The 26,240-nt window shown below is 73.0% G+C and carries 24 protein-coding genes, 2 pseudogenes and 1 riboswitch; of the genes and pseudogenes, 6 read left to right on the forward strand and 20 right to left on the reverse strand.

Translation table 11 applies throughout. The annotated features are described in order from the left end of the window. Positions 1-18: 18 nt before the first annotated feature. The 6 genes from ACEXOX_RS10460 to ribD all read right to left on the reverse strand — a co-directional run bounded on the left by ACEXOX_RS10460 (position 19) and on the right by ribD (position 4,614). On the reverse strand, positions 19-291 hold the full coding sequence (locus ACEXOX_RS10460; protein WP_406520090.1) for a phosphoribosyl-ATP diphosphatase: 273 nt from the start codon (positions 289-291) through the stop codon (positions 19-21). Positions 292-326: 35 nt separating this feature from the next. Then, the gene (gene ribH / locus ACEXOX_RS10465; protein ID WP_003986918.1) at positions 327-812 is read right to left on the reverse strand and encodes a 6,7-dimethyl-8-ribityllumazine synthase; all 486 of its coding nucleotides are present in this window, start codon (positions 810-812) and stop codon (positions 327-329) included. Positions 813-887: 75 nt separating this feature from the next. Next, positions 888-2,189, reverse strand: coding sequence for a bifunctional 3,4-dihydroxy-2-butanone-4-phosphate synthase/GTP cyclohydrolase II (locus ACEXOX_RS10470; RefSeq protein WP_406520091.1), 1,302 nt, complete (start codon positions 2,187-2,189; stop codon positions 888-890). Next, the gene (locus ACEXOX_RS10475) at positions 2,186-2,770 is read right to left on the reverse strand and encodes a nicotinamide riboside transporter PnuC (protein ID WP_406520092.1); all 585 of its coding nucleotides are present in this window, start codon (positions 2,768-2,770) and stop codon (positions 2,186-2,188) included. Before ACEXOX_RS10475 ends, ACEXOX_RS10470 begins: the two co-directional genes overlap by 4 nt. A 64-nt stretch (positions 2,771-2,834) precedes the next feature. After that, complete coding sequence (locus ACEXOX_RS10480; protein ID WP_406520093.1) at positions 2,835-3,518, reverse strand: riboflavin synthase; 684 nt, start codon at positions 3,516-3,518, stop codon at positions 2,835-2,837. Position 3,519: 1 nt separating this feature from the next. Beyond that, positions 3,520-4,614 carry a bifunctional diaminohydroxyphosphoribosylaminopyrimidine deaminase/5-amino-6-(5-phosphoribosylamino)uracil reductase RibD gene (gene ribD, locus ACEXOX_RS10485; RefSeq protein WP_406526292.1) on the reverse strand — a complete coding sequence of 365 codons (1,095 nt, stop codon included), beginning with the start codon at positions 4,612-4,614 and terminating at the stop codon, positions 3,520-3,522. A 189-nt stretch (positions 4,615-4,803) separates the two neighbouring features. Further along, a riboswitch (FMN riboswitch) is annotated at positions 4,804-4,934 on the reverse strand. Between the two features lie 169 nt (positions 4,935-5,103). Here ribD and ACEXOX_RS10490 point away from each other — a divergent pair. After that, a complete protein-coding gene (locus tag ACEXOX_RS10490) occupies positions 5,104-5,922 on the forward strand; it encodes an SDR family oxidoreductase (protein ID WP_406520094.1) in 819 nt (272 codons plus the stop codon). Positions 5,923-6,045: 123 nt separating this feature from the next. Here the strand turns inward: ACEXOX_RS10490 and ACEXOX_RS10495 are convergent, their stop codons facing one another. After that, a complete protein-coding gene (locus ACEXOX_RS10495) occupies positions 6,046-7,314 on the reverse strand; it encodes an ROK family transcriptional regulator (RefSeq protein ID WP_406520095.1) in 1,269 nt (422 codons plus the stop codon). Positions 7,315-7,498: 184 nt separating this feature from the next. Here ACEXOX_RS10495 and ACEXOX_RS10500 point away from each other — a divergent pair, with 184 nt between their 5' ends. Beyond that, positions 7,499-8,677: an MFS transporter gene (locus tag ACEXOX_RS10500; RefSeq protein WP_406526293.1), complete on the forward strand. Its 1,179-nt coding sequence runs from the start codon at positions 7,499-7,501 to the stop codon at positions 8,675-8,677. 97 nt (positions 8,678-8,774) lie between these two features. Here the strand turns inward: ACEXOX_RS10500 and ACEXOX_RS10505 are convergent, their stop codons facing one another. Continuing rightward, entirely contained in the window at positions 8,775-9,245 is a 471-nt protein-coding gene (locus ACEXOX_RS10505; protein WP_406520096.1) for an acyl-CoA thioesterase, read from the reverse strand. A 289-nt stretch (positions 9,246-9,534) separates the two neighbouring features. On the opposite strand from ACEXOX_RS10505, the pseudogene ACEXOX_RS10510 reads away from it, so the two are divergent. Beyond that, a pseudogene (locus ACEXOX_RS10510) lies at positions 9,535-10,964 on the forward strand (uracil-xanthine permease family protein). A 9-nt stretch (positions 10,965-10,973) separates the two neighbouring features. Here ACEXOX_RS10510 and ACEXOX_RS10515 read toward each other — a convergent pair. Then, positions 10,974-11,426, reverse strand: coding sequence for a phospholipase (locus tag ACEXOX_RS10515; protein WP_406520097.1), 453 nt, complete (start codon positions 11,424-11,426; stop codon positions 10,974-10,976). 214 nt (positions 11,427-11,640) lie between these two features. Between ACEXOX_RS10515 and ACEXOX_RS10520 the strand changes: the two genes are divergently transcribed. Next, the gene (locus ACEXOX_RS10520) at positions 11,641-12,399 is read left to right on the forward strand and encodes a DUF5995 family protein (RefSeq protein WP_406520098.1); all 759 of its coding nucleotides are present in this window, start codon (positions 11,641-11,643) and stop codon (positions 12,397-12,399) included. 77 nt (positions 12,400-12,476) lie between these two features. Here the strand turns inward: ACEXOX_RS10520 and ACEXOX_RS10525 are convergent, their stop codons facing one another. Then, positions 12,477-14,177 carry a flavin monoamine oxidase family protein gene (locus ACEXOX_RS10525; RefSeq protein ID WP_406520100.1) on the reverse strand — a complete coding sequence of 567 codons (1,701 nt, stop codon included), beginning with the start codon at positions 14,175-14,177 and terminating at the stop codon, positions 12,477-12,479. 109 nt (positions 14,178-14,286) lie between these two features. After that, positions 14,287-15,084: a carbon-nitrogen hydrolase family protein gene (locus ACEXOX_RS10530; protein WP_406520102.1), complete on the reverse strand. Its 798-nt coding sequence runs from the start codon at positions 15,082-15,084 to the stop codon at positions 14,287-14,289. 559 nt (positions 15,085-15,643) lie between these two features. On the opposite strand from ACEXOX_RS10530, the gene ACEXOX_RS10535 reads away from it, so the two are divergent. Next, positions 15,644-16,648, forward strand: coding sequence for a YdcF family protein (locus ACEXOX_RS10535; RefSeq protein ID WP_406520103.1), 1,005 nt, complete (start codon positions 15,644-15,646; stop codon positions 16,646-16,648). Positions 16,649-16,673: 25 nt separating this feature from the next. Here the strand turns inward: ACEXOX_RS10535 and ACEXOX_RS10540 are convergent, their stop codons facing one another. The 4 genes from ACEXOX_RS10540 to ACEXOX_RS10555 form a co-directional block, all read right to left on the reverse strand. Beyond that, complete coding sequence (locus ACEXOX_RS10540) at positions 16,674-17,129, reverse strand: VOC family protein (RefSeq protein WP_406520105.1); 456 nt, start codon at positions 17,127-17,129, stop codon at positions 16,674-16,676. A 123-nt stretch (positions 17,130-17,252) separates the two neighbouring features. Further along, the gene (locus tag ACEXOX_RS10545; RefSeq protein WP_406520107.1) at positions 17,253-17,702 is read right to left on the reverse strand and encodes an Lrp/AsnC family transcriptional regulator; all 450 of its coding nucleotides are present in this window, start codon (positions 17,700-17,702) and stop codon (positions 17,253-17,255) included. Positions 17,703-17,721: 19 nt separating this feature from the next. Then, entirely contained in the window at positions 17,722-19,113 is a 1,392-nt protein-coding gene (locus tag ACEXOX_RS10550) for an amino acid permease (protein WP_406520109.1), read from the reverse strand. A 439-nt stretch (positions 19,114-19,552) separates the two neighbouring features. Then, positions 19,553-20,992 (reverse strand): GuaB1 family IMP dehydrogenase-related protein, encoded by a 1,440-nt coding sequence (locus tag ACEXOX_RS10555; RefSeq protein WP_406520111.1) that lies wholly within the window; start codon positions 20,990-20,992, stop codon positions 19,553-19,555. A gap of 496 nt (positions 20,993-21,488) precedes the next feature. Between ACEXOX_RS10555 and ACEXOX_RS10560 the strand changes: the two are divergent. Then, a pseudogene (locus ACEXOX_RS10560) lies at positions 21,489-22,442 on the forward strand (PP2C family protein-serine/threonine phosphatase); the annotation flags it as partial. Here ACEXOX_RS10560 and ACEXOX_RS10565 read toward each other — a convergent pair. From ACEXOX_RS10565 to ACEXOX_RS10585, 5 genes are all read right to left on the reverse strand, one after another. Further along, on the reverse strand, positions 22,398-22,529 hold the full coding sequence (locus ACEXOX_RS10565; protein WP_406520113.1) for a hypothetical protein: 132 nt from the start codon (positions 22,527-22,529) through the stop codon (positions 22,398-22,400). The pseudogene ACEXOX_RS10560 and the gene ACEXOX_RS10565 sit on opposite strands and share 45 nt — an antisense overlap. Positions 22,530-22,751: 222 nt before the next feature. After that, positions 22,752-23,798 carry a hemolysin family protein gene (locus ACEXOX_RS10570; RefSeq protein WP_406520114.1) on the reverse strand — a complete coding sequence of 349 codons (1,047 nt, stop codon included), beginning with the start codon at positions 23,796-23,798 and terminating at the stop codon, positions 22,752-22,754. Further along, positions 23,795-25,138, reverse strand: a complete 1,344-nt coding sequence (locus tag ACEXOX_RS10575) for a hemolysin family protein (protein WP_406520116.1) — start codon at positions 25,136-25,138, stop codon at positions 23,795-23,797. The genes ACEXOX_RS10570 and ACEXOX_RS10575 overlap by 4 nt, the downstream gene beginning before the upstream one ends. 249 nt (positions 25,139-25,387) lie before the next feature. Next, positions 25,388-25,762, reverse strand: coding sequence for a DUF2809 domain-containing protein (locus tag ACEXOX_RS10580; protein WP_406520118.1), 375 nt, complete (start codon positions 25,760-25,762; stop codon positions 25,388-25,390). A gap of 53 nt (positions 25,763-25,815) precedes the next feature. Next, on the reverse strand, positions 25,816-26,202 hold the full coding sequence (locus ACEXOX_RS10585; RefSeq protein ID WP_406520120.1) for a barstar family protein: 387 nt from the start codon (positions 26,200-26,202) through the stop codon (positions 25,816-25,818). Positions 26,203-26,240 lie beyond the last annotated feature (38 nt).

Here is a 26,240-nt window from a genome sequence, read left to right on the forward strand (position 1 = left end):
GCGGGGCCGGGCGACGGCTCAGAGATGGGCGTACACGTCGTCGAGGGAGATGCCCTTGGCGACCATCATCACCTGAAGGTGGTACAGGAGCTGGGAGATCTCCTCGGCGGCGGCCTCGTCGGACTCGTACTCCGCGGCCATCCAGACCTCGGCGGCCTCCTCGACGACCTTCTTGCCGATCGCATGGACGCCGGAGCCGACCAGCTCGGCGGTGCGGGAGGTGGCGGGGTCGCCGGTGGCGGCCTTCTGCTGGAGCTCGGCGAAGAGCTCCTCGAACGTCTTCTTGGACATGATGTGACCCACCCTACGCGGTCGCCCGGCCGCGCTCAGCGCCAGGGCTCGGCGACGGTGCGCAGCGTCGCGGCGGTGGCGACGGCCGCGGTCACCGCCTCGTGGCCCTTGTCCTCGGTGGACCCGAAGATTCCGGCCCGGTCCAGGGCCTGCTCCTCGGTGTCGCAGGTCAGCACGCCGAACCCGATCGGTACGCCGGTGTCGACGCTGACCTGCGTCAGGCCCTGGGTGACGCCCTGGCACACGTAGTCGAAGTGCGGGGTGCCGCCGCGGATGACGACGCCGAGCGCCACGATCGCGTCGTAGCCGCGGCCCGCCAGGACCTTGGCTACCACCGGCAGCTCGAAGCTGCCGGGCACGCGCAGCAGCGTCGGCTCGTCGATGCCCAGCTCGGACAGGGCGCGCAGGGCGCCGTCCACCAGACCGTCCATCACCTTCTCGTGCCACTGGGCGGCGATGACGGCCACCCGCAGGTCGCCACAGTTCTTCACGGACAGTTCGGGTGCGCCCTTGCCGCTCACGGTTCTGGTCTCCTCGGGGTCCGGTGCTCGTGCACGTACGTACGTGGGTGGGACGGCCGGGTCCGGCCGCGGTGCTTACTGGTTGCCGCAGGCCGACGCGCGGTCCGCGTCGAGCCAGGGCAGGTCGTGCCCCATCCGGTCCCGCTTGGTGCGCAGGTACCGCAGGTTGTGTTCGCCCGCCTGTACAGGCATCGGCTCCCGGCCGATGACCTTGAGGCCGTGCCGGACCAGTGCTTCGGTCTTCTCCGGGTTGTTGGTCATCAGCCGCAGCGAGCGCACGCCGAGGTCGGCGAGCACCTGGGCCCCGGCACCGTAGTCCCGGGCGTCGGCGGGCAGGCCCAGCTCCAGGTTGGCGTCGAGGGTGTCGCGGCCGCGCTCTTGCAGCTCGTACGCGCGCAGCTTGGACAGCAGCCCGATGCCGCGTCCCTCGTGTCCGCGCAGGTAGATCACCACGCCGCGGCCCGCCTCCGAGACGCGCCGCAGCGACTCCTCCAGCTGGGGGCCGCAGTCGCAGCGCAGCGAGTGGAAGATGTCGCCGGTCAAGCACTCGGAGTGGACGCGTACGAGGACGTCCTCGCCGTCGCCGACCTCGCCGGCGACCAGCGCGATGTGCTCGACGCCGTCGACGGTGGAGCGGTAGCCGTACGCGGTGAACTCGCCGTAGCGGGTGGGCAGCCGGGTCTCGGCCTCGCGCCGGACGGTCGGCTCCGCGCTGCGGCGGTACGCGATCAGATCCTCGATGGAGATGATCGACAGTCCGTGCTTGCGGGCGAACGGCACCAGCTCCGGCAGCCGGAGCATCGTGCCGTCCTCGCCGGCGATCTCGACGATGGCTGCGGCGGGCCGCAGCCCGGCCAGCCGGGCGAGGTCCACACCGGCCTCGGTGTGGCCGTTGCGGGCCAGCACGCCGCCCTCGCGGGCGCGCAGCGGGAAGATGTGGCCGGGCCGGACGAAGTCGGCGGGACCGGCCTCGCCGGAGGCCAGCAGGCGCAGGGTGGCGGCGCGGTCGGCGGCGGAGATGCCGGTGCTGACGCCGTGCGCCGAGGTGGCGTCGACGGAGACGGTGAACGCGGTGCGCATCGACTCGGTGTTGTGCTCGACCATCTGCGGCAGCGCGAGGCGGTCCAGTTCGGCGCCCTCCATGGGGGCGCAGATCAGGCCGCGGCACTCGCTCATCATGAAGGCGAGGATCTCGGGGGTGGCCCGTTCGGCGGCGACGATGAGGTCGCCCTCGTTCTCGCGGTTCTCGTCGTCCACGACCACCACCGGGCGGCCGGCGGCGATGTCGGCGACGGCCTGCTCGACGGGGTCCAGGGCGAGGAGGGCGTCACGCTCGACGGCACCCTCGGGGTCGTACCAGCTCTGCAGTGCGGTCATGCCGCCGCTCCTTCCAGGACGGGCTGCGGGTTCGTGCGGGAGCGCAGCCACCAGTCGCGCATACCCCACAGGACGAGGCCGAGGTAGACGACGTAGACCAGGCCGGAGAAGGCCAGGCCGCTGCTGAAGGCGAGGGGGACGCCGACGATGTCGACGAGCAGCCAGGCGAACCAGAACTCGACCAGGCCGCGGGCCTGGGCGACCATCGCCGCCAGGGTGCCGACGAAGATGTACGCGTCGGGCCAGGGGTTCCAGGACAGCTGGGGCAGCAGGGCGAACAGCGAGCCGACGGCAACGGTGCCGACGGCCGTGCCGGCGAGCAGCAGCCCGCGTTCGCGCCAGGTGGCGAAGCGTACCGCGATGGAGCCGTCCTGGGCCTGCTGCCGGCCGCGCTGCCACTGCCGCCAGCCCCACAGCGCCACGCCGATGACCAGCAGCTGCTTGCCGATACCGCCGCTGAGGTGGGCGTAGGCGTAGGCGGAGACCAGGATCAGGCCGGACAGGAACTGCGCGGGCCAGGTCCATATGGAGCGCCGCCAGCCGAAGGCGAGGGCGGCCAGGCCGATGCTGTTGCCGATCATGTCGGACCAGATGACCTGCTGGCCGAAGGCGGTGAAGGCCGGGCCGTTCAGCCAGCCGAGGGGTTCATCGCAGGCTCTCTTCCCCGGCCGCGACGGCCGCCGCGGTGCCCCGGGACTGGTCCTGGCCCCGGTCCTGGCCCCGGTCCTGGTTCCGGCCCGCGCCCTGGCCCAGCAGCCGTTCGACGTACTTGGCCAGGACGTCGACCTCCAGGTTGACCGGGTCGCCGGGCTGCTTGATGCCGAGGGTGGTCAGGGCGAGGGTGGTGGGGATGAGGCTGATGGTGAAGAAGTCGTCGCCCGCGTCCACCACGGTGAGGCTCACGCCGTCGACGGTGACGGAGCCTTTCTCCACGACGTAACGGGCGAGTCCGGCGGGCAGCGCGACCTCGACGATCTCCCAGTGCTCCCCGGGCGTCCGCGAGACGATGGTGCCGGTGCCGTCCACGTGACCCTGGACGAGGTGCCCGCCGAGGCGGCCGCCCAGCGCCATCGGGCGTTCGAGGTTGACCCGCGAGCCGGGGACGAGCGCGCCCAGGCTGGAGCGGCCGAGCGTCTCGGCCATCACATCGGCGGTGAAGGTCCCCGCGCCGGTCTCCACGACGGTCAGGCAGACGCCGTTGACGGCGATCGAGTCGCCGTGCTTCGCGTCCTCGGTGACGAGCGGGCCACGCAGGGTGAACCGGGAGCTGTCCCCGAGGTTCTCGACGGCGGCGACCTCACCCAGTTCTTCGACGATTCCGGTGAACACGTCAGTTCTCCTCGTTCAGGGTGTGGCGGGCGGGGGTGGCGGTGATGCGCAGGTCGGGCCCGAGCCGGACGGTGTCGGTCACCTCCAGGCGCAACGCCTGGTCGATCGTGGCGATTCCGGCGTCGCCGAGGGCGGCGGGACCGGCACCCAGCAGGACGGGCGCGAGATAACCGACGACCTTGTCGACGGCGTGCGCGGCGAGGAAGGCGCCGGCCAGGGTCGGACCGCCCTCCAGGAGCACCGACCGGACGTCGCGCTCGTACAGGGCGGCGAGCAGGGCGGGCAGGTGCACCCCGGTGCCGCCCGCCGAGCGCGGCAGCCGGACGATCGGGGCGAGTCCGTCGAGGTGGCCGGTGTCGGCGTCCTCGGCGACCGCGATCAGGGTGGGCGCGGTGCCGTCCAGGACGCGGGCGCCGGGCTTGACGACGGCGGCACCGGTGTCGATCACGACCCGCAGCGGCTGGCTGACCTCGGTGCCGGTCAGGCCCGCGACACGCGCGCCGAGGTGCGGGTCGTCCGCGCGGGCGGTGCCGGACCCGACGATCACCGCGTCGGCCTGGGCGCGCAGCCGGTGGACGTCGGCGCGGGACTCGGCCGAGGTGATCCAGCGGCTGGTGCCGTCGGCGGCGGCGATCCGGCCGTCGAGGGTGGCGGCGTACTTCCACAGCACGAAGGGGCGGCGGCGCAGTACGGCGGTGAGCCAGGCCTCGTTGCCGGCGGCGGCCTCGTCGGCGAGCAGGCCGCCCTCGACCTCGACGCCGGCCGCGGCGAGGGTGGTGGAGCCGCCGGTGGCGGCGGGGTTCGGGTCCGGGACTGCGTAGTACACCCGGGCGACGCCCGCCTCGATGAGGGCCTGGGCGCAGGGGCCGGTGCGGCCGGTGTGGTTGCAGGGTTCCAGCGTGACGAAGGCGGTGCCGCCGCGGGCCCGCTCGCCGGCCTCGCGCAGCGCGTCGACCTCGGCGTGCGGGCCGCCGGCCCGCTGGTGCCAGCCCTCTCCCGCGACGTTCCCGGCGGCGTCCAGGACGACACAGCCGACGACGGGATTGGGGCTGGTGTGCCCGAGGCCGCGGGCGGCAAGCTGGATGGCTCGGCGCATCGCCGCGGTCTGCGCGGGGGCTGGTGTGGCCACCGGGTCCTCCTGCCACTCAGGGCACGGACTCCGGGGCTGTCACGAAGGACAGGAAAAACGGGAACGGGACAACGGGGACACCGAGGCCGGAAAGGGGACGCCACTCGTGGACACGAGGACGACCGCCGCCGACGGCGGGGTACCGCTGCTCGCCCGCCGCGCACTGCCTCCCATCCGGACTTTAACCGTCGGTGCAGGAATTCCACCTGCTCAACCGGCCGCTGGAGGCGGCCGGGTCGCGGACTGTTACCGCCGGTTCGGACTTTCACCGACCCCGGAGTGCGCTGCGTATGTCAATTCAGTACGGCTTCAGTCTGCCACGTCTGATCGTCGGCCATGCGGGCAGCGACCTGTGGAGTGGCTCACAGGGAGCGGCACGGACGCCGCGCCGCCCCGCCCCGCCGCCGGACCCCCGGCCCGGACCGCCCCCGCTTCCCACCCCGAGGACTGATCGCGATGACGACGATTCTGGTGACCGGCGGCACGGGCACGCTCGGCCGGGCCGTGGTCGCCCGGCTGCTCGCCGCCGGGCACGACGTACGCAGCCTCAGCCGCCGACCGCCCGCCGGCGCCGAACGGCCCCGGCTGCGCTCGTACGCGGTCGACCTGCGCGACGGCTCGGGACTGGCCCCCGCGGTGGCGGGCGTGGAGACCGTGGTGCACTGCGCCTCGTCGCCGAGCGGTGACACCGAGGCGGCCGGCCGGCTCGTCGAGGCGGCACGGGCGGCCGGGGTACGGCACCTGGTGTACATCTCCATCGTCGGCGTGGACCGGATCCCGCTGGGCTACTACCGCGCGAAGCTCGACGTGGAGCGGCTGATCGCGGACTCGGGGGTCGGCTGGACCGTGCTGCGCACCACGCAGTTCCACGACCTGGTGCTGCGGCTGGTCAAGGCCGGGGCGCGGCTGCCGGTGCTGCCGGTGCCGGCCGGTGTGCGGCTCCAGCCGGTGGACGTCCGCGAGGTCGCCGCCCGACTGGCCGAGCTGGCGTCCGGAGCGCCGGCCGGCCGGGTGGCGGACCTGGGCGGGCCCGAGGTGCGGGACGCCCGCGACCTCGTACGGGACACCTTGCGCGCCGGCGGGCGGCGGCGGGTGCTCGTGCCGGTGTGGGTGCCCGGCAAGGTGTTCGGGGCGCTGCGGCGGGGCGAGAACCTGACCCTCCGGCACGCCGACGGCACGAGGAGCTACGGGGACTTCCTGGCGGAGCGGAGCGGTGGCGGGGTGGAGGCGGGTGGCGGGGTGGAGGCGGATGGTGGGGTGAAGGCCGGGCGGTAGGAGGCGGACTGTAGGGCTGACTGAAGGCGGACCGTCAGAGCTGCAAGGGCTGCAAGGGCTGCAAGGGCTGTCAGGGCCGTGGTCAGGATTCGGGCGCCCGCACGCACCCTCCGGCCGCCTGGTTCAGGCCGCAGGCCCGAACAGGTCGTCCTGGGCAGCGTCCATCGCCGCGAGCACCGCGCCGCGCAGCACGGCCCGTCCGCCGACCGTCCCCGCGCGTACCTCGGTCCGCAGCGGGGACATCCGCGCGAGGTGCTCGGCGACCCGGCCGGCCAGCGCGTCACCGCCCGCGCGGCCGGTCTCGCCGCCGAGCACGACACAGCCGGGGTCCAGTACGGCGCAGACGGCGGCCGCCCCGATGGCGACCCGGGCGGCCAGCGCGTCGAGGAAGGCGGCGCCGGACTCGCCCGCGCCGACGGCGGCACGTACCAGCGCCTCGGCGGCCGGTGCGCCGGTCACGTCCGTACCCTCGGAGCCGCTCTCCCCCGGGCCCGCCTGGATGCCGTGCTCGGCGGCCAGCCGGCACACCGCCGCGGAGCCCGCCAGCGAGTGGAAGCCACCGTCGCAGCCCGCGGCCGTGGGCAGCGCTCCGGTGCCCGGTACGGGCAGGAAGCCGATCTCGCCGGTGCCGCCGGAGGCGCCGCGGCGCAGCCGGCCGTCCAGGACGACGGCGGCGCCGGTGCCGTGGCCCAGCCAGAGCAGGACGAAGGTGTCCCGGTCGCGCGCGGCGCCGTCCCGCTGCTCGGCGACGGCGGCGAGGTTGACCTCGTTCTCCAGCAGGACCGGCGCGGCCGGCCGGTCGCCGAACGCCGTGACGAGCGCGGCGTGCCAGGCGGGCACCCACTCCGTACCGCCGAACCGCCCGGTGGCCGGGTCGACCAGGCCGGGCGCGCCGACCGCGACGACGTGCGGCCGGCCCGCCCCGGCCTCGCCGAGCAGCTTCTCCAGGGTGGCCACACCGTGCGCCGCCGCCCGGCCGGGGTCGGCGTCCGGGCCGACCGGGACGGCAGCCTCGGCCAGTACCCGGCCGAGCAGGTCGGCGACCGCGAGGGTGGCGCTGTGCGTCCGCAGGTCGACGGCGGCGAGGTGGGCGCGGCCGGCGACGATGCCGTACACCCGGGCGTTGGGCCCGCGCCGCCGGGCGCCCGACTCGCCGACGACCGCGATCAGCCCGGCGGCCTGGAGGCGTTCGACGAGGTCGGCGACGGTCGGCCGGGACAGTCCGGTGCCCGTCTTCAGCTCTCCGGCGGTCAGCGGGCCCTCGCTCTGGAGGAGCCGGAGGGCCAGGCGGTCGTTGATGGCGCGCGCGGTGCTCGGTGAGGCGGTGCGCGGGGCGGTGCGTACGGCGGCCGAGGTGGTACGGGCGGGGGCGGGTCCGCGCGGCTCATCCATGCCCGGATCCTTCCAGACCCCCTGGTGCGGGGGTCGCTGCGGTGACGGCCGGTGAATTTTCCTTATTATCAGGCAGGCTTCCTGATAGTTTGCCGCCCATGGATGGCACAGGCGTTCCCGATCCGGCTCCCCCGCCCGCCGCACCCCCCGTGAAGCCGTCAGGCCGGACCTGCTCCCCGCCCGGCTGCGGCGTGCCCGCTGGTCCGTCGCGGTGGTCTTCCTCGTGCACGGCTCGGTGACCGGCGGCTTCGCCACCCGCGTCCCCTGGATCCAGGATCACGCCCAGCTCAGCGCGGGACAGCTGGGCCTCGCCCTCGCCTTCCCCGCGATCGGCGCGTCCCTCGCCATGCCGCTGGCCGGCCGGATCAGCCACCACCTCGGTGCCCGCGCCGCGCTGCGCACGCTGCTCGCCCTGTGGACGCTCTCGCTCGCCCTGCCCGCCCTCTCCCCCAACCTGTACGGGCTGTGCGGCGCCCTGCTGGTGTACGGCGCGACGGCCGGCATGGCGGACGTGGCGATGAACGCGCTGGGCGTGGAGACCGAGGACCGGCTCGGCAAACCGATCATGTCGGGGCTGCACGGCATGTGGAGCGTGGGCGCCCTGCTCGGCTCGGCGGCCGGCACCGCCGCGGCGCACGCCGCCACCGACGCCCGGCTGCACCTGGCCGTCGCCGCCGCCGTGACGACCGTCCTGGGCGCCGTCGCCTGCCAGGGCGTACTGGATCTGCGCAGCACCCCCGACGAGCACCCGCCGCCGCGCTTCGCGCTGCCGCCGAAGTCCGCGCTGGTCATCGGCGCGATCGGGTTCTGCGCGGTCTTCGCGGAAGGCGCCAGCCTGGACTGGTCGGCGGTCTACCTGCGGGACGTCCTGGGCACCGACGCGGGTCTGGCGGCCGCCTCGACCACGGCCTTCTCGTGCACCATGGCCGTCGCCCGGCTGGCGGGCGACCGGGTGGTGGCGCGCTTCGGGCCGGTGCGCACCGTACGGGTCAGCGGGGTGCTGGCGACGGCGGGCGGCGTCCTGATCGTGCTGGCGCGGCACCCGGCCATGGCGCTGACGGGCTTCGCGCTGATCGGCCTGGGCATCGCCGTCGTGGTGCCGCTGGCGTTCGCGGCGGCGGGCCGCAGCGGCCCGGCCCCCAGCCAGGCCATCGCGGGCGTCGCCACCATCACGTACACCTCCGGGCTGATCGCCCCGTCGGCCATCGGCTCCATCGCCCAGGCGACCTCGCTGACCGGCTCGTTCCTGCTGGTCACGGTGCTGGCGGGCGGGCTGATCGCGGGTGCCGGGGTGCTGCGGGCGCCGGGCCGGGGCACCGCGGGGCGCGACGCGGTGCCGACGGGGGATCTGAAGCGGCCGTGAGCCGACGGGGACCTGGAACGGTCCCGAGGCGACGGGAGACCTGGAGCGCTTCCGCGCCGACCGCGGCCCCCTTGCTAGGCAGGGGGACCACCTCGGCTCAGGCGGTCTGCGCCTCCGGGTGCAGCAGCTCCGCCGCTATCCCGCGCGCGTGGTCCGACCACGGGGTGGGCCGCAGCGCCTGCGGGTCGACGCGCACCAGGACGCGGTGGCCGCGCGCGTAGGTCTGCTCGCCGTCGGCGGAGCAGAGGCGGAAGCCGTACGTCAGGCCGGTGCGGCCCAGGCGCTCGACCCACAGGTGGGCGGCGTAGTACCCGGGCCGGGTGACCGGCTGCTCGTACGAGACCTTCATCTCCTTGATGACGTTGCACATGTCGCCGGCCGCCGCCCAGTCCCCGTCGAAACCGAAGCCGCGGCCGTGCCAGAACTCGGCCCAGGCGCGCTCGACGAGCAGCGGGTAGCGCGAGTTGTGGAGCATGCCGAGCGCGTCGAGGTCGTCGAAGTGCACGGTGACGGGGACCAGCTGGCCGTACGGGACGGCGGGGGCTGCCTCAAGGGCTTCGACGCTCACGGGTTGGTGCTCCTGGCTCTGCGGCGGGCCGTGCCGCCGGCGTACGCGGGGCGGGGACACGGCCGTACGGGGGTACGGCGGACTCCGCCCGATGCTGTTGACTGTTCAAGAAGTGAACCCAGCCATCGTAAGCGCCTGCTTAAAATGCTCCGGCCGCCGGGGCGGGGCGCACCGCTCGACGGGCCGGCCCGCCCGGTCGCCCCAGGTCGGCCCGGTGCCGCCTTAACATGACCCGGCCGGTGTCTCGCCCGGCCGACCCCCGCGACGTACGTGAAGAAGTGGAGCATTCATGGGCCTCGGTGTGCGCTGGACCGTGCACGGCGACGGGCGCACCCCGCCCCCGGAGCCGTCGTCAGACCGGACGAACGGCTGTCCTGGCCGCGGACCGCCGGCCTCGGCGCGCAGCACGTGGTCGCCATGTTCGGCGCCAGCTTCGTCGCCCCGGTCCTCATGGGCCTGGACCCGAACCTCGCCATCATGATGTCGGGCGTCTCGACCGTCATCTTCCTGCTGGCGACGCGCGGCCGGGTGCCGTCCTACCTCGGCTGCTCGCTCTCCTTCGTCGGTGTGGCCGCCGTGATCCGCGCGCAGGGCGGCACCAGCGCCACCGTGACCGGCGCGGTCCTCGTCGTCGGCGTCGCGCTCTTCCTGGTCGGCGTGGCGGTGCAGCGGTTCGGCGCGCGGATCATCCACGCGGCGATGCCGCCGGTGGTCACCGGCGCCGTCGTCATGCTCATCGGCTTCAACCTGGCGCCGGTGACGGCGAGCACGTACTGGCCGCAGGACCAGTGGGTGGCGCTGCTGACCATGCTCTTCACCGGGCTGGCCGTGGTCTGTCTGCGCGGCTTCTGGTCGCGCGTCGCGATCTTCCTCGGGCTGGTCTTCGGGTACGGCGTCTCCTGGCTCCTCGACCTGGTCTTCGGCAAGATCCACTCGGTGAACGGCGCCGGACAGCTCACCGACCACTGGCGCCTGGACCTGTCGGGCGTCGGCAAGGCCGAGTGGATCGGCCTGCCGTCCTTCCACGCGCCGTCCTTCCAGTGGTCGGCGATCCTGGTCGCGCTGCCGGTGGTGATCGCGCTGGTTGCCGAGAACGCCGGGCACGTCAAGGCGGTCGGCGAGATGACCGGCGACCCGCTCGACGACAAGCTGGGCACCGCGATCTCCGCCGACGGCGTCGGCTCGGTGCTGTCCACCGCGCTCGGCGGCCCGCCCAACACCACGTACTCCGAGAACATCGGCGTGATGGCGGCGACCCGGGTCTACTCCACCGCGGCCTACTGGGCGGCGGCCGGTTTCGCGCTGCTCTTCGGCCTGTGCCCGAAGTTCGGCGCCGTGGTCGCCGCGATCCCCGGCGGCGTGCTGGGCGGCATCACCGTCATCCTGTACGGCATGATCGGCCTGCTCGGCGCGCAGATCTGGGTGCACAACAAGGTGGACCTGCGCAATCCGCTGAACCTGGTGCCGGTCGCCGCGGGCGTCATCATCGGCATCGGCGGCGTCAGCCTGAAGATCAGCGACAACTTCGAGCTGGGCGGCATCGCGCTCGGCACGATCGTGGTGCTCTCCGGCTACCACGTGCTGCGCGCGCTGGCCCCCGCCCACCTGAAACAGCAGGGTCCGCTGCTCGACGAGGGCACCAGCGCGTACGACGAGGAGGACGCGCCCCACGAGCCGTCGGCCCCGGACGAGCCGCGGAAGCCGAAGCCGACGGAGTGAGGGCCCGGCTCAGCCGAGGTTCTTGACCGCCTCGTAGTACGTCCAGGCCAGCGCATTGCACGAGGTCTTCTTCGCGCCGCTGTACTTGGTGCAGACCCGCTTGAGGTCCTCGTACAGCGCACTGTCCAGGCGCGGCTTGTTCGCCGGGAAGGTGCCGGCCTTCTTGTAGTTGCGGTAGCCGAAGTCGTGGCGCGCGCAGGACGTTTCGAACGGGAAGCCGAACGGGTTGTCGGGCGACTTGGAGCAGTAGTCGGTGCTCCAGTCGAACTCGTACGCCGCCCACTTCTCCTGGTTGCCGCGGGCCGCGAGCCAGCCGCTGTAGCTGCCGGCGTCGGTCTGGGTCCAGGCCGCCAGCACCTTGGACTTGTCGGCTGGGACGGCCTGCGCCGGGGCCGCGGCCGCCACCAGAGCGGTCACGGTCATGGCCGAGGCGGACAGGGCGGCGGCGAATCTTCGGGACATCTGCAACCTCCGAGGGGAGCGGTCCCTTGGCAGGACGGACCGCTGTGTCGAAGGCCGAAAATAATCACTTCGGACGAGCCCCGGTGGGGTTTTGGTTGAACAGTGATCGGCGAACCGGCGCCGTACGGGCAAGAGGACGCCGCGGATTACCCCGATCCGGTCATCCGCCCACGGGCCGCCTCCCCGGCGCACGCCCGGCTGCCACGCTGTGCGCATGACGACGACTCAGCAGGTCCCGGGCGGCCCGGAGACCGGAGCGGCCACCCGCGCGGCCCGGCCGGGCAGGGTTCCCCCGCAGGCCACCGCGCCCCCGGCCTCGGTGGCCGCGGTCCTGGCGCGGATGCGGGCGCTGGAGGCCACCCTCCCGCCCGCCGACGGCATCGCGGTGTTCAACCGGGTCTACCTGTCCGTCACCGAGGAGGTCGCCCGGCGGCTCGGCACGGGCGGCTTCCAGGACCCGTCGGCGGCGGGCGAACTGGACGCGGTCTTCGCCCGGCGCTATCTCGCCGCGGTGGACGCGGCCGGCGCCGGCCTGACCGTACCGGCCTGCTGGCGCCCGGTGTTCCAGCTGCGCCGCCATCCCGGCGTACGGCCGCTGCAGTTCGCGCTGGCGGGCATCAACGCCCACATCGGCCACGACCTGGCACTGGCCGTCGTGGACACCTGCCGCGCCCTGGAGTGCGAACCGACCGCCCTGGCAGCGGACTTCGACCGGATCGGCGACCTGCTGACGGGCATGGAGGAACGCATCCGGGAGAGCCTGATGCCCGGCCCCGACCTGCTGGACGTCACCGACCCGCTCACCCATCTCGCCGGTTCCTGGAGCCTGGAGATGGCCCGGGACGGCGCGTGGGCGGCGGCGCGGGTGCTGTGGAGCCTGCGCGGGCTGCCCGGGACGGCGCAGGAGTTCGCCGGACAGCTCGGGTCGGGTGTGGGCCTGGTGGGCCGCTGTCTGCTGACACCGCTGGGCTGACGGGGGCCGCGTACGGGCTGGCCCGCGCACGAAACGCCGTACGTGGCCCCCGTGCCGTACGCGGCCCCCGTCGGCTCTCAGTCCTCCGGCAGCTCGACCGGCGCGATCTCGTCGTACACGTCGCCCGGCCCGGGGTTGGCCGCGTCCGTGCTGCCGCCGAACTGCGTCATCACGCCCCAGACCGCGTTCAGCGCGGTCTGCACGGCGCCCTCGGCCCAGCCCGCCGTCCAGGAGATGTCGTCCCCCGCGAGGAAGAGGCCGCGCTTGTCCTCGGGCAGCCGGTCCTGCATGAAGTGGGTGAACAGGCGCCGCTGGTAGCGGTAGTGGCCCGGCAGGTTGGCCTTGAACGCGCCCATGAAGTACGGCTCGTTCTCCCAGGAGACGGTCACCGGGTTGCCGATGATGTGCTTCCGGATGTCGACCTTCGGGTAGATCTCCGAGAGCGACTTGAGCATGACCTCCATACGGTCGTTGGCGTTCAGCGGCAGCCACTTCAGGCTGTCGTCGCACCAGGTGTAGGAGAGGCAGATGACGGCCGGCTTGTCCGGGCCGTCGTCCAGCAGGTAGGTGCCGCGGGTCATCCGGTCGGTGAGCGTCATGCTCATCACGTCCCGCCCGGTCTCGTTGCCTTCGTCGTCGACGGCCTTGTCCAGCCAGAACGGCCGGTCCACCGGCACGAACAGCTTGGAGGACTCCATGTAGTGGGTCCGCTCCATCGCCGTCCAGTGGTCGATGGGGAACAGCGCGTCGTCGCAGGCGATCTTCGACAGCAGCATCCAGGACTGCGCGGTGAACACGGCCGCCTCGTACGTACGGATGTCGCCGCTCGCGTCGGTGACGGTGATGCGGTTGCCGGCCGTACGGTGCAGCCGGGTGACCGCCGGGCGCGGGGTGCCGTCGTGCAGGGCGGACAGCGAGGTGCCCGGCGCCCAGTGGACGATCTTCTCCGGCTCGCGCTCCCACAGGCGCAGCGGGAGCTGCTGGCTGCCGCCGACGATGCCGCGGTGGTGGTCGTCGGCCTCGGTGTAGACGACGCGCAGGATCTCCAGGATGGAGTTGGGGAAGTCGGTGTCCCAGCCGCCGGTGCCGAAGCCGACCTGGCCGAAGATCTCGCGGTGCCGGAAGGACGTGAAGGCGCTGGAGTCGCAGAGGTAGCCGTAGAAGGTCTGGTTGTCGAGCTTCTCGACCAGCCGCGCCCAGATCTCCCGGATGCGCGGGACGTCGCGCTCACGGATGGCGCGGTTCATGTCGGAGAAGTCCGCGCCCTCCTCCAGGCAGGCGTTCCAGGCGTCCATGACCTGGGTGTAGACCTCGGGCAGGTCCTCGACGGTGCGCGCGTAGTGCGACTCGCCCTTGAGGTCGACGACGGTCGACGGGGTGTCGGGCGCGAGCGGGTTGGGGAACGGCTTGGTCTCCAGGCCCACCAGGTCGATGTAGTGCTGGAGGGCGGTGGAGGACGGCGGGAAGCGCATCGCGCCCATCTCCGCCGTCAGCCCCGGGTCGCAGCCCTCGAAGCCGACGGTGCGCAGCCGGCCGCCTATCTGGTCCGCCTCGTAGACGACGGGCTTGAGGCCCATCTTCATCAGCTCGTAGGCGGTGACGATGCCGGACAGGCCGCCGCCGATGACGGCGACCTCCTTGCCGTGCTCGGTCGCGGGCACCTGGCCGAGGCCCGCCGGGTGGGCGAGGAAGTCGTCGTAGGCGTACGGGAAGTCCGGCCCGAACATGGTGATGGGCGGCTGGGCGTCCGCGTGGTGAGCGGCGGTGGGCACGGTCATCGGTTCGGGCTCCTTGCAGGCAGGTACATGAGGGGGTGCGGTGCGCGCGGGCAGGCGTGCGAGCGGCGCGGTGGCGCCGCTGCGGGGGTCCTTCAGGCGGGTGGCGGGGTCAGGTGAGCGAGCCGTAGAGGCCGGGGCGGCGGTCGGCGAGGTACGGGTTGTCCTCGCGCGAGCGCTTGAGCAGACCGGCGTCGACGTCGCCGAACAGCAGCTCCTCGCCGCGTCCGGCGCGGGCCCGTACGGTCCCGTCCGGTCCGGCCAGGCAGCTCAGGCCGACGAACTCGAAATCGCCCTCCGGGCCTACCCGGTTGACGTAGGCGATGTAGAGCTGGCTCTCGAAGGCCCGGACCGGCACGAGCGACTCGGCGACGAACTGGAAGGGGTGCAGCTGGGCGGTGGGGACCAGCAGCAGGTCGGTGCCGGCCAGCGCGTGGGCGCGGACGTTCTCCGGGAACTCCACGTCGTAGCAGATCATCACGCCGAGGCGCAGACCGCCCAGTTCGGCCTGGACGACCGGGCCGTTCCCGGGGGTGAACCAATCCCGCTCGAAACAGCCAAAAAGGTGCGTTTTACGGTAGTTCACCATGCTACGCCCCTCGGGGCCGATGAGCTGTGCCGAGTTGTGGACGGCCGCGCCGTCGCGCTCGGGGTAGCCGTAGAGCACCGCGATGCCGTGCTCGGCGGCTATTCGGGCCACCGTCCGGGCGGCCGGGCCGTCCACGGGTTCGGCGAGCCGGTGCAGGTCCTCGCCGATGGCGTATCCGGTCAGGAACAGCTCCGGGCAGACCAGGAGTCCGGCGCCGCCCGCCGCCGCCTCGCGCGCCGCGTCCTCGACGGCCCTCAGGTTGTACGCGACGTCGCCGGGCCGTCCCGAACTCTGGAGCAGGGCGGTGCGCAGCGACGACATGGGACCCCTCGGAGGACACGACTGGCCGGACCGGCCGGCCGGTGCGGGCGCTTCGGCGCCGCGGCGGCCCGGCGATCGGCGGGACGCCTAGACGGTACGGTTCGGCGAACCACCCGTACAAGGCGTCACCATTGCGTGCAGCCGGGTGTTTCGTTGCGTGTTGTACGGCCGGGACGGCGATTCGTTGCGCCGTACGGTGCGACAGGTGCTGCGGGGGCCCGTGAGGCCACGCCGTCCGGTGTCCGGGGCCTTCTCCTCCCCCGGTCGTACCGCGGCCCCCGACACCGTCACCAGCGGCATCGTCACCACGACCGGCGTCCCCGGCCGCGGCGGCAGGCGGGACGGGTCATCCCTCCTCGACGCCGGCGGCCGGTGCGGCGACGACCGGCTGAGCCGGCGCTCCGGCCGCGGCGGCCCGCAACGGCTCCCCCGGTGGGCCGGTTCGTTCGGCACCGTCCGTGGCGGAGTCCCGCGCGGTCACCGGCGATCTCCGCGATCCGTCGTCGGTCCATGACGCAATCGGCTCCGAACACATGATCGTGCTGTCTACGATGTGCTCATGCTCGCGTACGCCCTACCGGCCCTGTTCTTCGTCCTGTTCGCGATCGGTGTGCTGCGCGACCGGCGCCGCTTCAGCAACGCCGTCTACCTGGGTCTGACCGTCGTGTTCCTGGTGCCGGCCCTGCTCCTGCAAGTGCCGCGGATGCCCACGGTGGCGGCCGTGGCGGTCACCGTGCTCATCCTGCTGCTGCCGTCGCTCGGCGTCCTCGTCCTCGGGGTGTTCCTGATCCTCAACGGCGTGAAGATGATCCGCAAGGAGGGCCGGAGCCTGGCCAACCTGCTGTCGCTGCTGGCCGGACTCGGCATCTTCGGCGTCATCGCGCTGCTGATCACGGCCGTCGCCACCGGGTCGCGCACCCTGGTGGCGCTCGCCGGCACCACCCTGCTGGTCGTCGGCTACGTGTCCTTCCTCTTCCTGTGCTTCGTCGGCTACGCCTTCCTCTACGGGCGGCTGCGGGTGCGCCGCAACGCCGACTTCGTGGTGGTCCTGGGCTCCGGGCTGATCGGCGGCACGCGCGTACCGCCGCTGCTGGCGAGCCGGCTGGAGCGGGCCCGTGCGGTGTACGAGCGCCAGGCGCGGCGCGGCAACCCGCCGATGCTGCTGGCCTCCGGCGGCCAGGGCCCCGACGAACAGCTCCCGGAGGCCCGGGCGATGGCCGCCTATCTGGTCGAGCGCGGCTTCCCCGCGGACCGGATCGTGTGCGAGGAGGAGTCCAGGACCACGGAGGAGAACCTGGCGTTCAGCAAGAAGATCATGGAGCAGACGGTGCCGGACCACCGGTGCGTGATCGTCACGAACAACTACCACGTCCTGCGCGCCGCCATCCTCGCCCGCCGCGCCGGCGTCAACGGCCAGGTCGTCGGGGCCCCCACCGCCGCCTACTTCTGGCCGAGCGCCACCATCCGGGAGTTCGCCGCGGTCTTCCTCTCCTACAAGCTCGTCAACCTCGGCATCTGCGGACTGCTCGCCCTGGGCGGCACGCTCGCCCTGCTGAGCGTCTGAGAGTCCGGGCCCGGCAGCGCCGGGATCAGCCCTGGCACGTCTCGTCCACGGCGGGCATCGGCCCGCCGCCCGGGTGCCACGCGTCGAGGAACGCGGCCTGCCTGCCGACGTCGACGAGTTCGACCCGGGCGCCGATGCTGTCCATGCGGTGGTAGGCGAACGGCCTGCCGTAGGGGCAGCCGGAGAAGTCCTCGGGCAGGCCCTGCTCCGCCAGGCGCCGGGACCCGTCGCGCACATCGCTGCTCCAGAATCCGATGTGGTCGAACCTGGCTCCCCCGGACGCGTCCCAGGGGCTGCCCGGGGGCCCCTCGATGAGTTCGATGAAGGGCGGGCCACCGGTGGTGAACACGATGCGGTAGTCCCAGTCGCCGAGCCGGTCGGACACCGGCTCGCTCCATCCGGTCCCGGCCGCCCGCCGGAATTCGCACATGGCCCGCTCAATGTCGGGGACCACGAAGCACACATGGTAGAAGGACGTCATCCCGCCATGATCGGGTACGCCGTCCGCGGCCGGCTGACCGGGCGGGCCGGGCCGGTGCGGAGCCCGGTACCGGCCCGGTGGACCGTACCGGCCCGCTGCCCCGTCCCGGCCCGGTGACCCGTCTCAGCCCGGCGACCCCGAGCTGAAGCGGCGCAGCAGCGGGGAGAGGACCAGGACCGACTTGGTGCGTTCCACGAACGGTTCGCCCGCGATGCGTTCCAGCACCCGTTCGAAGTGCCGCATGTCGGAGGCGAAGACCTGGACGATGGCGTCCGCCTCACCGGTGACGGTGGAGGCGGACGCCACTTCCGGGTAGCGCGACAGACCCCGGTGGATGGAGTCCGGTGAGGTGTTGCGGCGGCAGAACAGCTCGATGAACCCCTCGGTCTCCCAGCCCAGCGCCACCGGGTCGACCCGTACCGTGAACCCGGTGATGGCGCCTTCGGCGCGCAGCCGGTCCACCCGGCGTTTGACCGCCGGGGCGGAGAGCCCGACCTCCGCCCCGATGTCGGCGTAGGAGCGGCGGGCGTCCTCCGCCAGGGCATGGACGATGCGCTGGTCGAGTTCGTTCATCTGTCGCACTGCGGGTGGATCACTTCTCTGCGGTGGCCAATCGGGAGCGGCGGATGCCGTAGACGAAGTAGACCACGAGCCCGACGGCCATCCAGACACCGAAGACCACCCAGGTGACCGGTCCGAGGCTGCCCATCATGTACAGGCACAGCAGGAAGCCGATCGCCGGGAAGACCGGCGCCAGCGGCGTACGGAAGGTGCGCGGCATGTCCGGCTTGGTGAAGCGCAGCACGATCACCGCGATGTTGACCAGCGCGAAGGCGAAGAGGGTGCCGATGCTGGTGGCGTCGGCGAGCTGGCCGAGCGGAACGGCGGCGGCCAGGATGCCGCAGAACAGCGAGACGATGACGGTGTTGGCGCGCGGGGCTCCGGTCTTGGGGTGGACCTTGGAGAACACCTTCGGCACCAGGCCGTCGCGGGACATCGCGAACAGGATGCGGGTCTGTCCGTAGAGCACCGTCAGGACGACGCTGGCGATGGCGATGACGGCACCGGCGGCCAGCAGCACGGACCAGAAGCTCTGTCCGGTGACCTCCTTCATGATCCCCGCGAGGGCGGCCTCCGAGCCCTCGAAGCCCTTCCAGGACTTGGCGCCCACGGCGACCGCCGCGACCAGGCAGTACAGCGTGGTGACGATGATCAGCGACAGCATGATCGCGCGCGGCAGGTCGCGCTGCGGGTTCTTGGCCTCCTCGCCCGCGGTGGAGGCGGCGTCGAAGCCGATGTAGGAGAAGAAGAGGGTGGCTCCGGCGCCGCTGACGCCCGCGATGCCCAGCGGCATGAAGTTGGAGTAGTTGCCGGAGGAGATGCCCTGGACGGCGACGCCGCAGAACAGCAGCAGCGCGATGATCTTGATGGTCACCATGATCGTGTTGGCGCGGGCGCTCTCCTTGGCGCCGCCCAGCAGGAAGACCATGGCGAGCATCACGACGATCAGCGCCGGCAGGTTGAAGATGCCGCCGTCGCCCGGCGGCGCGGACAGCGCGGCGGGGATGGTGACGCCGATCGTGCCGGACAGCAGCTCGTTGAGGTACTCGCCCCAGCCGACGGCGACGGCCGCGACGGAGACGCCGTACTCCAGGATCAGGCACCAGCCGCAGACCCAGGCGACCAGCTCACCGAGGGTGGCGTAGGCGTAGGAGTACGACGAGCCGGAGACCGGGATGGAGCCCGCCAGCTCCGCGTAGGACAGCGCGGAGAACAGCGCGGTGACGCCGGCGATGACGAACGAGATGATGACGGCCGGACCGGCCTTGGGCACCGCTTCGCCGAGCACGACGAAGATGCCGGTGCCCAGCGTCGCCCCGATGCTGATCATGGTCAGCTGCCACATGCCCAGCGAGCGGCGCAGGGTGCCGCCCTCGCCCTGGCCGCCCTCGGCCACCAGCCGCTCGACGGGCTTGCGCCGCATCAGCCGGGTGCCGAGACCTCCGGAAGGAGAGGGGGCCGGGAATCGCTGCCCGCCGAGGGCGGGGCTGCGCCGTGCTCCAACACTGGGGTGGCTCCTTATCGCTGCCGGTCAGGGTGGCGGACGACCGACAGCGGTTCCCGGGTGCGGGTACGCCGAGACGACCCGTGTCAGAAAGGGGGAACCGCCGAGCAGGCGGTCCCCGCCACTCCACGTACAGCGCATGACTGTACGGGGCGCGCGTGAGCTGCCGTAATGCAGGATCCTTGCGCAACCGTGAACTTTCGTTGCGCACCTTGTCGCGGAACGGTCGTTCGTTGCGCACAAACGACAAATCTCACCGGTCGGACGTTCCCGGACCGTCCACCCCGTAAACGCGTCCGGCCCCGCACCGAAGCACTCGGTGCGGGGCCGGACGGCCGGTGCCCTGACGGGCGGCGGATCAGCTCCAGCTGGCGTGCAGCGGCTTGCCCTCCGCGTAGCCCGCGGCGCTCTGCACGCCGACGACGGCCTTCTCGGCGAACTCCTCCAGGGAGGCCGCGCCCGCGTACGTGCATGAGCTGCGGACGCCCGCGATGATCGAGTCGATCAGGTCCTCGACGCCGGGGCGGGCCGGGTCGACGAACATCCGCGAGGTGGAGATGCCCTCCTCGAACAGGCCCTTGCGCGCCCGGTCGTACGCCGACTCCTCACTCGTACGGTTGCGGACCGCGCGCGCCGAGGCCATGCCGAAGCTCTCCTTGTACGGGCGGCCGTCGGCGGTGTGCTGGAGGTCGCCGGGCGACTCGTACGTACCGGCGAACCAGGAGCCGATCATGACGTTGGACGCGCCGGCGGCCAGCGCCATCGCCACGTCGCGCGGGTGGCGCACGCCGCCGTCCGCCCAGACGTGCTTGCCGAACTTCTTCGCCTCGGCGGCGCACTCCAGGACAGCGGAGAACTGCGGGCGGCCCACGCCGGTCATCATGCGGGTGGTGCACATGGCGCCCGGGCCCACACCGACCTTGATGATGTCCGCGCCGGCCTCGATCAGGTCGCGCACGCCCGAGGCGGCGACGATGTTGCCGGCCACGATCGGCACCCGCGGGTCGAGCGCCCGGACGGCCTTGACCGCGCTGATCATCGACTCCTGGTGGCCGTGCGCGGTGTCCACCACGAGGGTGTCCACACCGGCCGCCAGCAGCGCCTTGGCCTTGCCGGCCACGTCACCGTTGATGCCCACGGCGGCGGCGATGCGCAGCTTGCCGTCGGCGTCCGTGGCGGGCGTGTAGAGGGTTGCGCGGAGGGCGCCCTTGCGGGTCAGGATGCCCGCCAGCATGCCGTCGGCGTCGACCGCCGGGGCCAGCTTGCGGTTGGCCGCGTCGAGCTGGTTGAACGCCTCGCGGGGGTCGATGTCCGCGTCCAGGACCAGCAGGTCCTTGGACATGACCTCGGAGACCTGGGTGAAGCGGTCCACGCCGGTCAGGTCGTGCTCGGTGACGATGCCGACGGGGCGGCCGCCCTCGACGACGATCCCGGCGCCGTGCGCCCGCTTGGGCAGCAGCGACAGGGCGTCGGCGACGGTGGCGACCGGGGACAGCACGATCGGCGTGTCCAGGACCAGGTGGCGGCGCTTGACCCAGCTGACGACGTCGGTGACGACCTCGATCGGGATGTCCTGCGGAATGACGACCAGACCGCCGCGGCGGGCCACGGTCTCGGCCATCCGGCGGCCGGCGATGGCGGTCATGTTGGCGACCACCAACGGGATGGTCGTCCCGGTGCCGTCCGGCGCGGACAGGTCCACGCCCTGACGGGAGCCCACCGCGGAGCGGCCGGGCACCATGAACACATCGTCGTACGTCAGGTCGTACGGCGGCTTGGCATCGTTCAGAAACTTCATACTGGCTCTCTCACCTGCGGGTTCACTGCTCGGGCGGGTGGGGAGTCAGCTTCCGAACCGGCACCGGTCAGGATGCGGCTCCTAGGACATCATCCCTGATGAATCCACCCGGGGGCGAACCGGTGTTCCCTTACCCCCGCCGCCACCCCCGCCGCGCGCCCCTCCCGGGACGGCGCCGGACACCGTGCGGCGACCTTTCACGGAACGCCACTTCGTTACTATGCGTAATCGAAATGGCTGGTCTTCGACGGTACGGACGGCCGGTCACCTGCGGTTCGACATTGATGTGACCATATGACGGCCCGAGAGGTTCTTGCTGGCCAGCAGGTGGGTAGAACCGTGTACAGGCCGCTTCGGGTGTTGATCCGCCGCGACCGCCGGGCCACCGAAAGCCTGGGCGAGCACTTCGCAGATGGACACGTACAGTAACCGCGACACGCGGCGGTGCCCGGCCGGGCCGGGCGCAGCCGCATCGGCCGTGGGGGAAGGGGAGGACATGCGCGAAGTCCGACAGGGCGCCCTGCTGCTGCTCACGGCCGTGGCGGGGGCCGCCGTGGCGGCCTGCGACCTGGCACTGGGCCCCGACGTCAGCCTGGCCGGGCTGCTGCTGGTGGGCCCACTGGTGGCGGCGACGAGACTCGAAGGCGCGTGCACGGCCGTGGTCTCGTTCACCGCCCTGCTCCTGGGCATAGCCGTCGCCGGACGCGAACACACCTTGGCCCGCACCGACCAGCTGCTGTCCCTGACCGTGCTCGCCGCCGCCGCGGCCTACGCGACCTGGGCCTCGGACCGGCAGGCCGCCCTGGACAACCAGCTCGCCGGGGTCGCGGCCGCGGCCCAGCGCGCCATCCTGCGGCCGACCTCGTTCCGGGTCAGCGGGGCCTCGGTCTGCGCCCGCTACCGCTCCGCCGCGCCCCGCGCCGTCATCGGCGGTGACCTGTACGCCTTCGCCGACACCCCCAGCGGACTGCGGGTGCTGATCGGCGACGTCCGCGGCAAGGGTCTGGAGGCCGTACGCCTGTCCGCCGCGGCCATAGGGCACTTCCGCGACTGCGCCTACACCCGCAGCAATCTCGCCGAGGTGGCCGAGGAGGTCGACCGGCGGCTGATCGACGACCTCGGGCCCGAGGACTTCATCACCGCCGTGATAGCCGAGATATCCCCCGGCCGGCTCCGGCTGGTCAACTGCGGCCACCACCCGCCCCTGCACCTGCCCGCCGCCGGCCCGCCCGTCCTGCTCACCCCGTCCGAGCCGACCACCCCCATCGGGCTCCTGCCGCTGCCGCGCGTGCAGGAGGTGGAGCTGTCCCCCGGCGACCGGCTGCTGCTCTACACCGACGGCCTCGCCGAGGCCCGCGACCCCGACGGCACGATGCTCGACCTGGCCGGTCTGCTGCCGGCCTGCTCACTGCCCGATCTCAACGACGCGATCGAGGCGGTGCTGTCGACGATGTGCCGGCACACCCACGGCGCCCAGGACGACGACGTCGCGCTCGTCCTGGTCGAGCTGGAACCGAGCATGCCCCGGCAGCACCACAGCCGCACTCCGCCCGCTGTCACCCGTACGAGTGCCGAGCCTCCCGGCGGTCCGCGGCGGCCGGCCGTCCGTCCCCGTCTTCCGCGGCGGTCTCCGACTGATCGCCGCGGTGTCCGGATTCGGGCGGGGGCGTGCCGGCCCTGTCGCGGCTCCCAGCTCCGTCCCGGCTCTCGGTCGTGTCCTGCCTGTCCTGCCTGTCCTGGTTCCCGGTGCGCGTCCCCGTCACGGCTCCCGGTCCGCCGGCCGGCGCCGGGCCCGTTCCGGCGGGCCCACCAGCTCGTCCAGCACGTCCGTCATGGTGACGAAGCCGAGCACCACGCCCTGCTCGCCGCTGACGGCGGCCAGCTGGGTGCCGGCCGTCCGCATCGCGCTCAGGGTGTCGTCCAGCGGCGTGCCGCAGCCGACCCGCGGCATCGGGCGCAGCGCGTCGCGGGGGAACGGCCGGTCCCGGTCGGTGACGCCGAGGGTGTCCTTGATGTGGAGGTAGCCGAGGACGGTGCCGGCCGCTCCGGTGACCGGCAGCCGGGAGAAACCGGCGCGGGCCGCGGTGCGTTCCAGCTCGTCGGGGGTGACGGACCGGTCGACGGTGACCATCTCCGCCAGCGGGACGAGCAGCTTGCCGACCGGCCGCCGCCCCAGCGCCAGCGCGTCCCGCAGGCGCTCGCCGCCGGTGTCCGAGAGCAGCCCGGCGTGATGGGACTCCTGGACGATACGGGCGAGTTCCTCGTCGGTGAACGCGGCGGCGACCTCGTTCTTGGGCTCGGTCCTGAAGAGCCGCAGCAGGGCGTTGGCGAGGGCGTTGATGCTCACGACGACGGGCCGCAGCGCGCGGGTGAGAGCCACCAGCGGCGGCCCCAGCAGCAGCGCGGCGCGCTCCGGCGCGGCCAGGGCGACGTTCTTGGGGACCATCTCACCGACGAGCATGTGCAGATACGTCGCCAGGGTCAGCGCCAGGACGAACGCGATCGGGTGGACCAGCCCGTGCGGGACGTGCAGCGCCTCGAAGGCGGGCTCGGCGAGGTGGGCGATGGCCGGTTCCGCCATCGCGCCGAGGAGCAGCGAGGAGGCGGTCACGCCCAGTTGGGCGGTGGCGAGCATCTCGGAGAGGTGTTCCAGGCCCCACAGCACCCGGCCGGCCCGCCGGTCACCGGCCCTGGCGCGCGGTTCGACCTGGCTGCGCCGTACGGAGATCATCGCGAATTCACCGCCGACGAAGAAGGCGTTGCTGAACAACGTCAGTACGGCGACGGCCAGTTGCACGGCGGTCACGCCCGCTCCCTTCCCCCGTCCGCGGCCCGGGCGCCGGACGAGGACGCGCCCGCGGGCGCCGTCACCCGTACCCGCTCCGCCCGGTGCCGGCGTGCCGCGAGCACCGTCAGTCGCCAGCCGTCCGCCACCCCCACCTCGTCGCCGTTCTCCGGGATCCGGCCCAGCCGGGTGGCCAGCAGGCCCGCTAGCGTCTCGTACGGGCCTTCGGGCGCCTCCAGGCCGATCCCGGCCAGCCCGTCCAGGCGCACCCCGCCGTCCGCCTCCCAGGTACGCGCCCCGGTCCGCAGCAGGTCCGGGCCCGCCGCCGGGTCGTGCTCGTCCCGTACGTCGCCGACGATCTCCTCGACGATGTCCTCCAGGGTGACGATCCCGGCCGTACCGCCGTACTCGTCGATCACCACGGCCATGGTGCGGACCGTGCGCAGCCGGTCCAGCAGCCGGTCGACGGGCAGCGACTCCGGTACGAGCACGGGCTCGGTGGCCAGCTCCGCGACGGAGGTGGCGGTCCGCTGTTCCGGGGTGAGGGCGAGGACGTCGCGGATGTGCACGGTGCCGGCGACCTCGTCCAGGCCGCCGCGGTACACGGGGAACCGGGACAGTCCGGTGGCCAGGGTCAGCGTGGCCGCGTCGGCGGCCGTGGCGTGGGCCTCCAGGGCCCGTACGTCCACCCGCGGCGTCATGACGTTCTGCGCGGTCAGCTCGCTCAGGTGCAGGGTCCGGACGAACAGCTCGGCCGAGTCGGCGGGCAGCGCGCCCTCCTGCGCCGAGTAGCGGGCCAGGGACACCAGTTCGGCCGGGCCGCGGGAGGACTCCAGCTCCTCGGTGGGCTCCAGCCCGAAACGACGTACGAGCCGGTTGGCGGACTGGTTCAGGTGGCGGATGAACGGGGCGAACACCGCGCTGAACGCGCGCAGTGGTCCGGTCACGATCCGGGCCACGACCAGCGGCCGGGAGATCGCCCAGTTCTTGGGCACCAGTTCGCCGACGACCATCAGCACCACCGTGGACACACCGACACCGAGAGCGGACGCGACGCCCGGGGCCACCGTGCCGGGCAGCCCGGCCGCCGCGAGCGGCCCGCGCAGCAGCGCCGCCAGGGACGGTTCCGCGAGCATGCCGATGACCAGGGAGGTCACCGTGATGCCCAGCTGGGCGCCGGACAGTTGGAAGGCGAGCGCGCGGACGGCGCTCAGCACCCCTTCCGCTCCCCGTTCCCCCTCCTCCACCGCGCGCTCCACCGCACTGCGCTCGACCGTCGTCAGCGAGAACTCCGCCGCGACGAACACGGCACAGGCCAGCGTGAGCGCCAACGCCACCAGTAGGAGCAGCACCTCGGCCACCGCGTCACCTCCCGCCGCACCTCGGTGCCCGGCGGTGGGCGGGTGAAACCTTGCGGGGGCGGGAGCGGACGGGGGAGCGGGCGTGGGAGGCGGCTCGCGCGCGGGCGTGGGAGTGGACGCAGGCGCGGGCTCGAAAGCGGGCGCGGGGGTGGGCTCGGGAGCGGGAGCGGGCGCCGGAGTGGGCGCGGAAGCGGGCGCCGGTTCGTGATGGCGGGCGCCGGTTCGTGGCGGCGGAGCGCGGCCTCCGGCTCAGTACGCCCCGGTACGGCGCCGGGCCCACAGCCACCCGTGCACCGCCCACGCGGCCGCGGCACCCACCGCGTACCAGAGCAGGTCCGGCGCGTTGAAGGTCGAACCGAGCACCAGGCGGGCCACCGTGCTGCGCCGGGAAAGCTCCGCCGGTACGTCGCTGAGCTGCGCGAACTCCACCGCCCAGCTGAAGGCCAGCGCCACGGCGGCCGCGGCCGGCGGCCGGATGCGCGGCACGGCCAGCACCACCAGCGTCTGGATCAGCACGGTGTACAGCGCGTCGCCCGCGTACTTGGCCACCTCGGGACCCAGCCCCACGCGCGCCGCACCGGCCCGGACACCGAGCCCGGCGGCGACGGTCAGCAACGCCGCCACGCCCGCCACCAGGCGCGTTCGCGCCCTCCCGCCGGGCTCCCCGCCCCCGTACGTCACGCCGTCCGTGCCCCCGGCTCCCGGCCCCGCGCCATCACGACGACCAGCCCGGTGTCCGTGTCGCGCCAGAAACCCACCGCGTCCGCGATGACTTCCTCCGCGAAGCTCCAGTCGTCGGGCGCGGCGGACGCGTACTGCTGCCAGCCGCACACCACCAGCACCCGGCCGCGGTCGGCAGGGCACCACGACAGGTCGGTGAGGCAGTCCGCGAGTGCGTCCCAGTTGCGGCCGAACCAGGACGGCAGCCGCAGGGCCCCCGCGCAGCGGTCCATGAACTCCGCCTTGTCGGAGACTCCTTCGAGGTCGAGCAGCGCACCGTGCCAGCCGGCCGCGCGCGCCGCGTCCAGCGCTTCCTGCGCGGGCCGGTCGTGCGGCCAGGGCACGACCCCGGGGGCGTACTGCCGTCGAGCACCGCCGCGAG

This window comes from Streptomyces sp. Ac-502 (assembly GCF_045222935.1).
Taxonomy (GTDB): domain Bacteria; phylum Actinomycetota; class Actinomycetes; order Streptomycetales; family Streptomycetaceae; genus Streptomyces; species Streptomyces monomycini.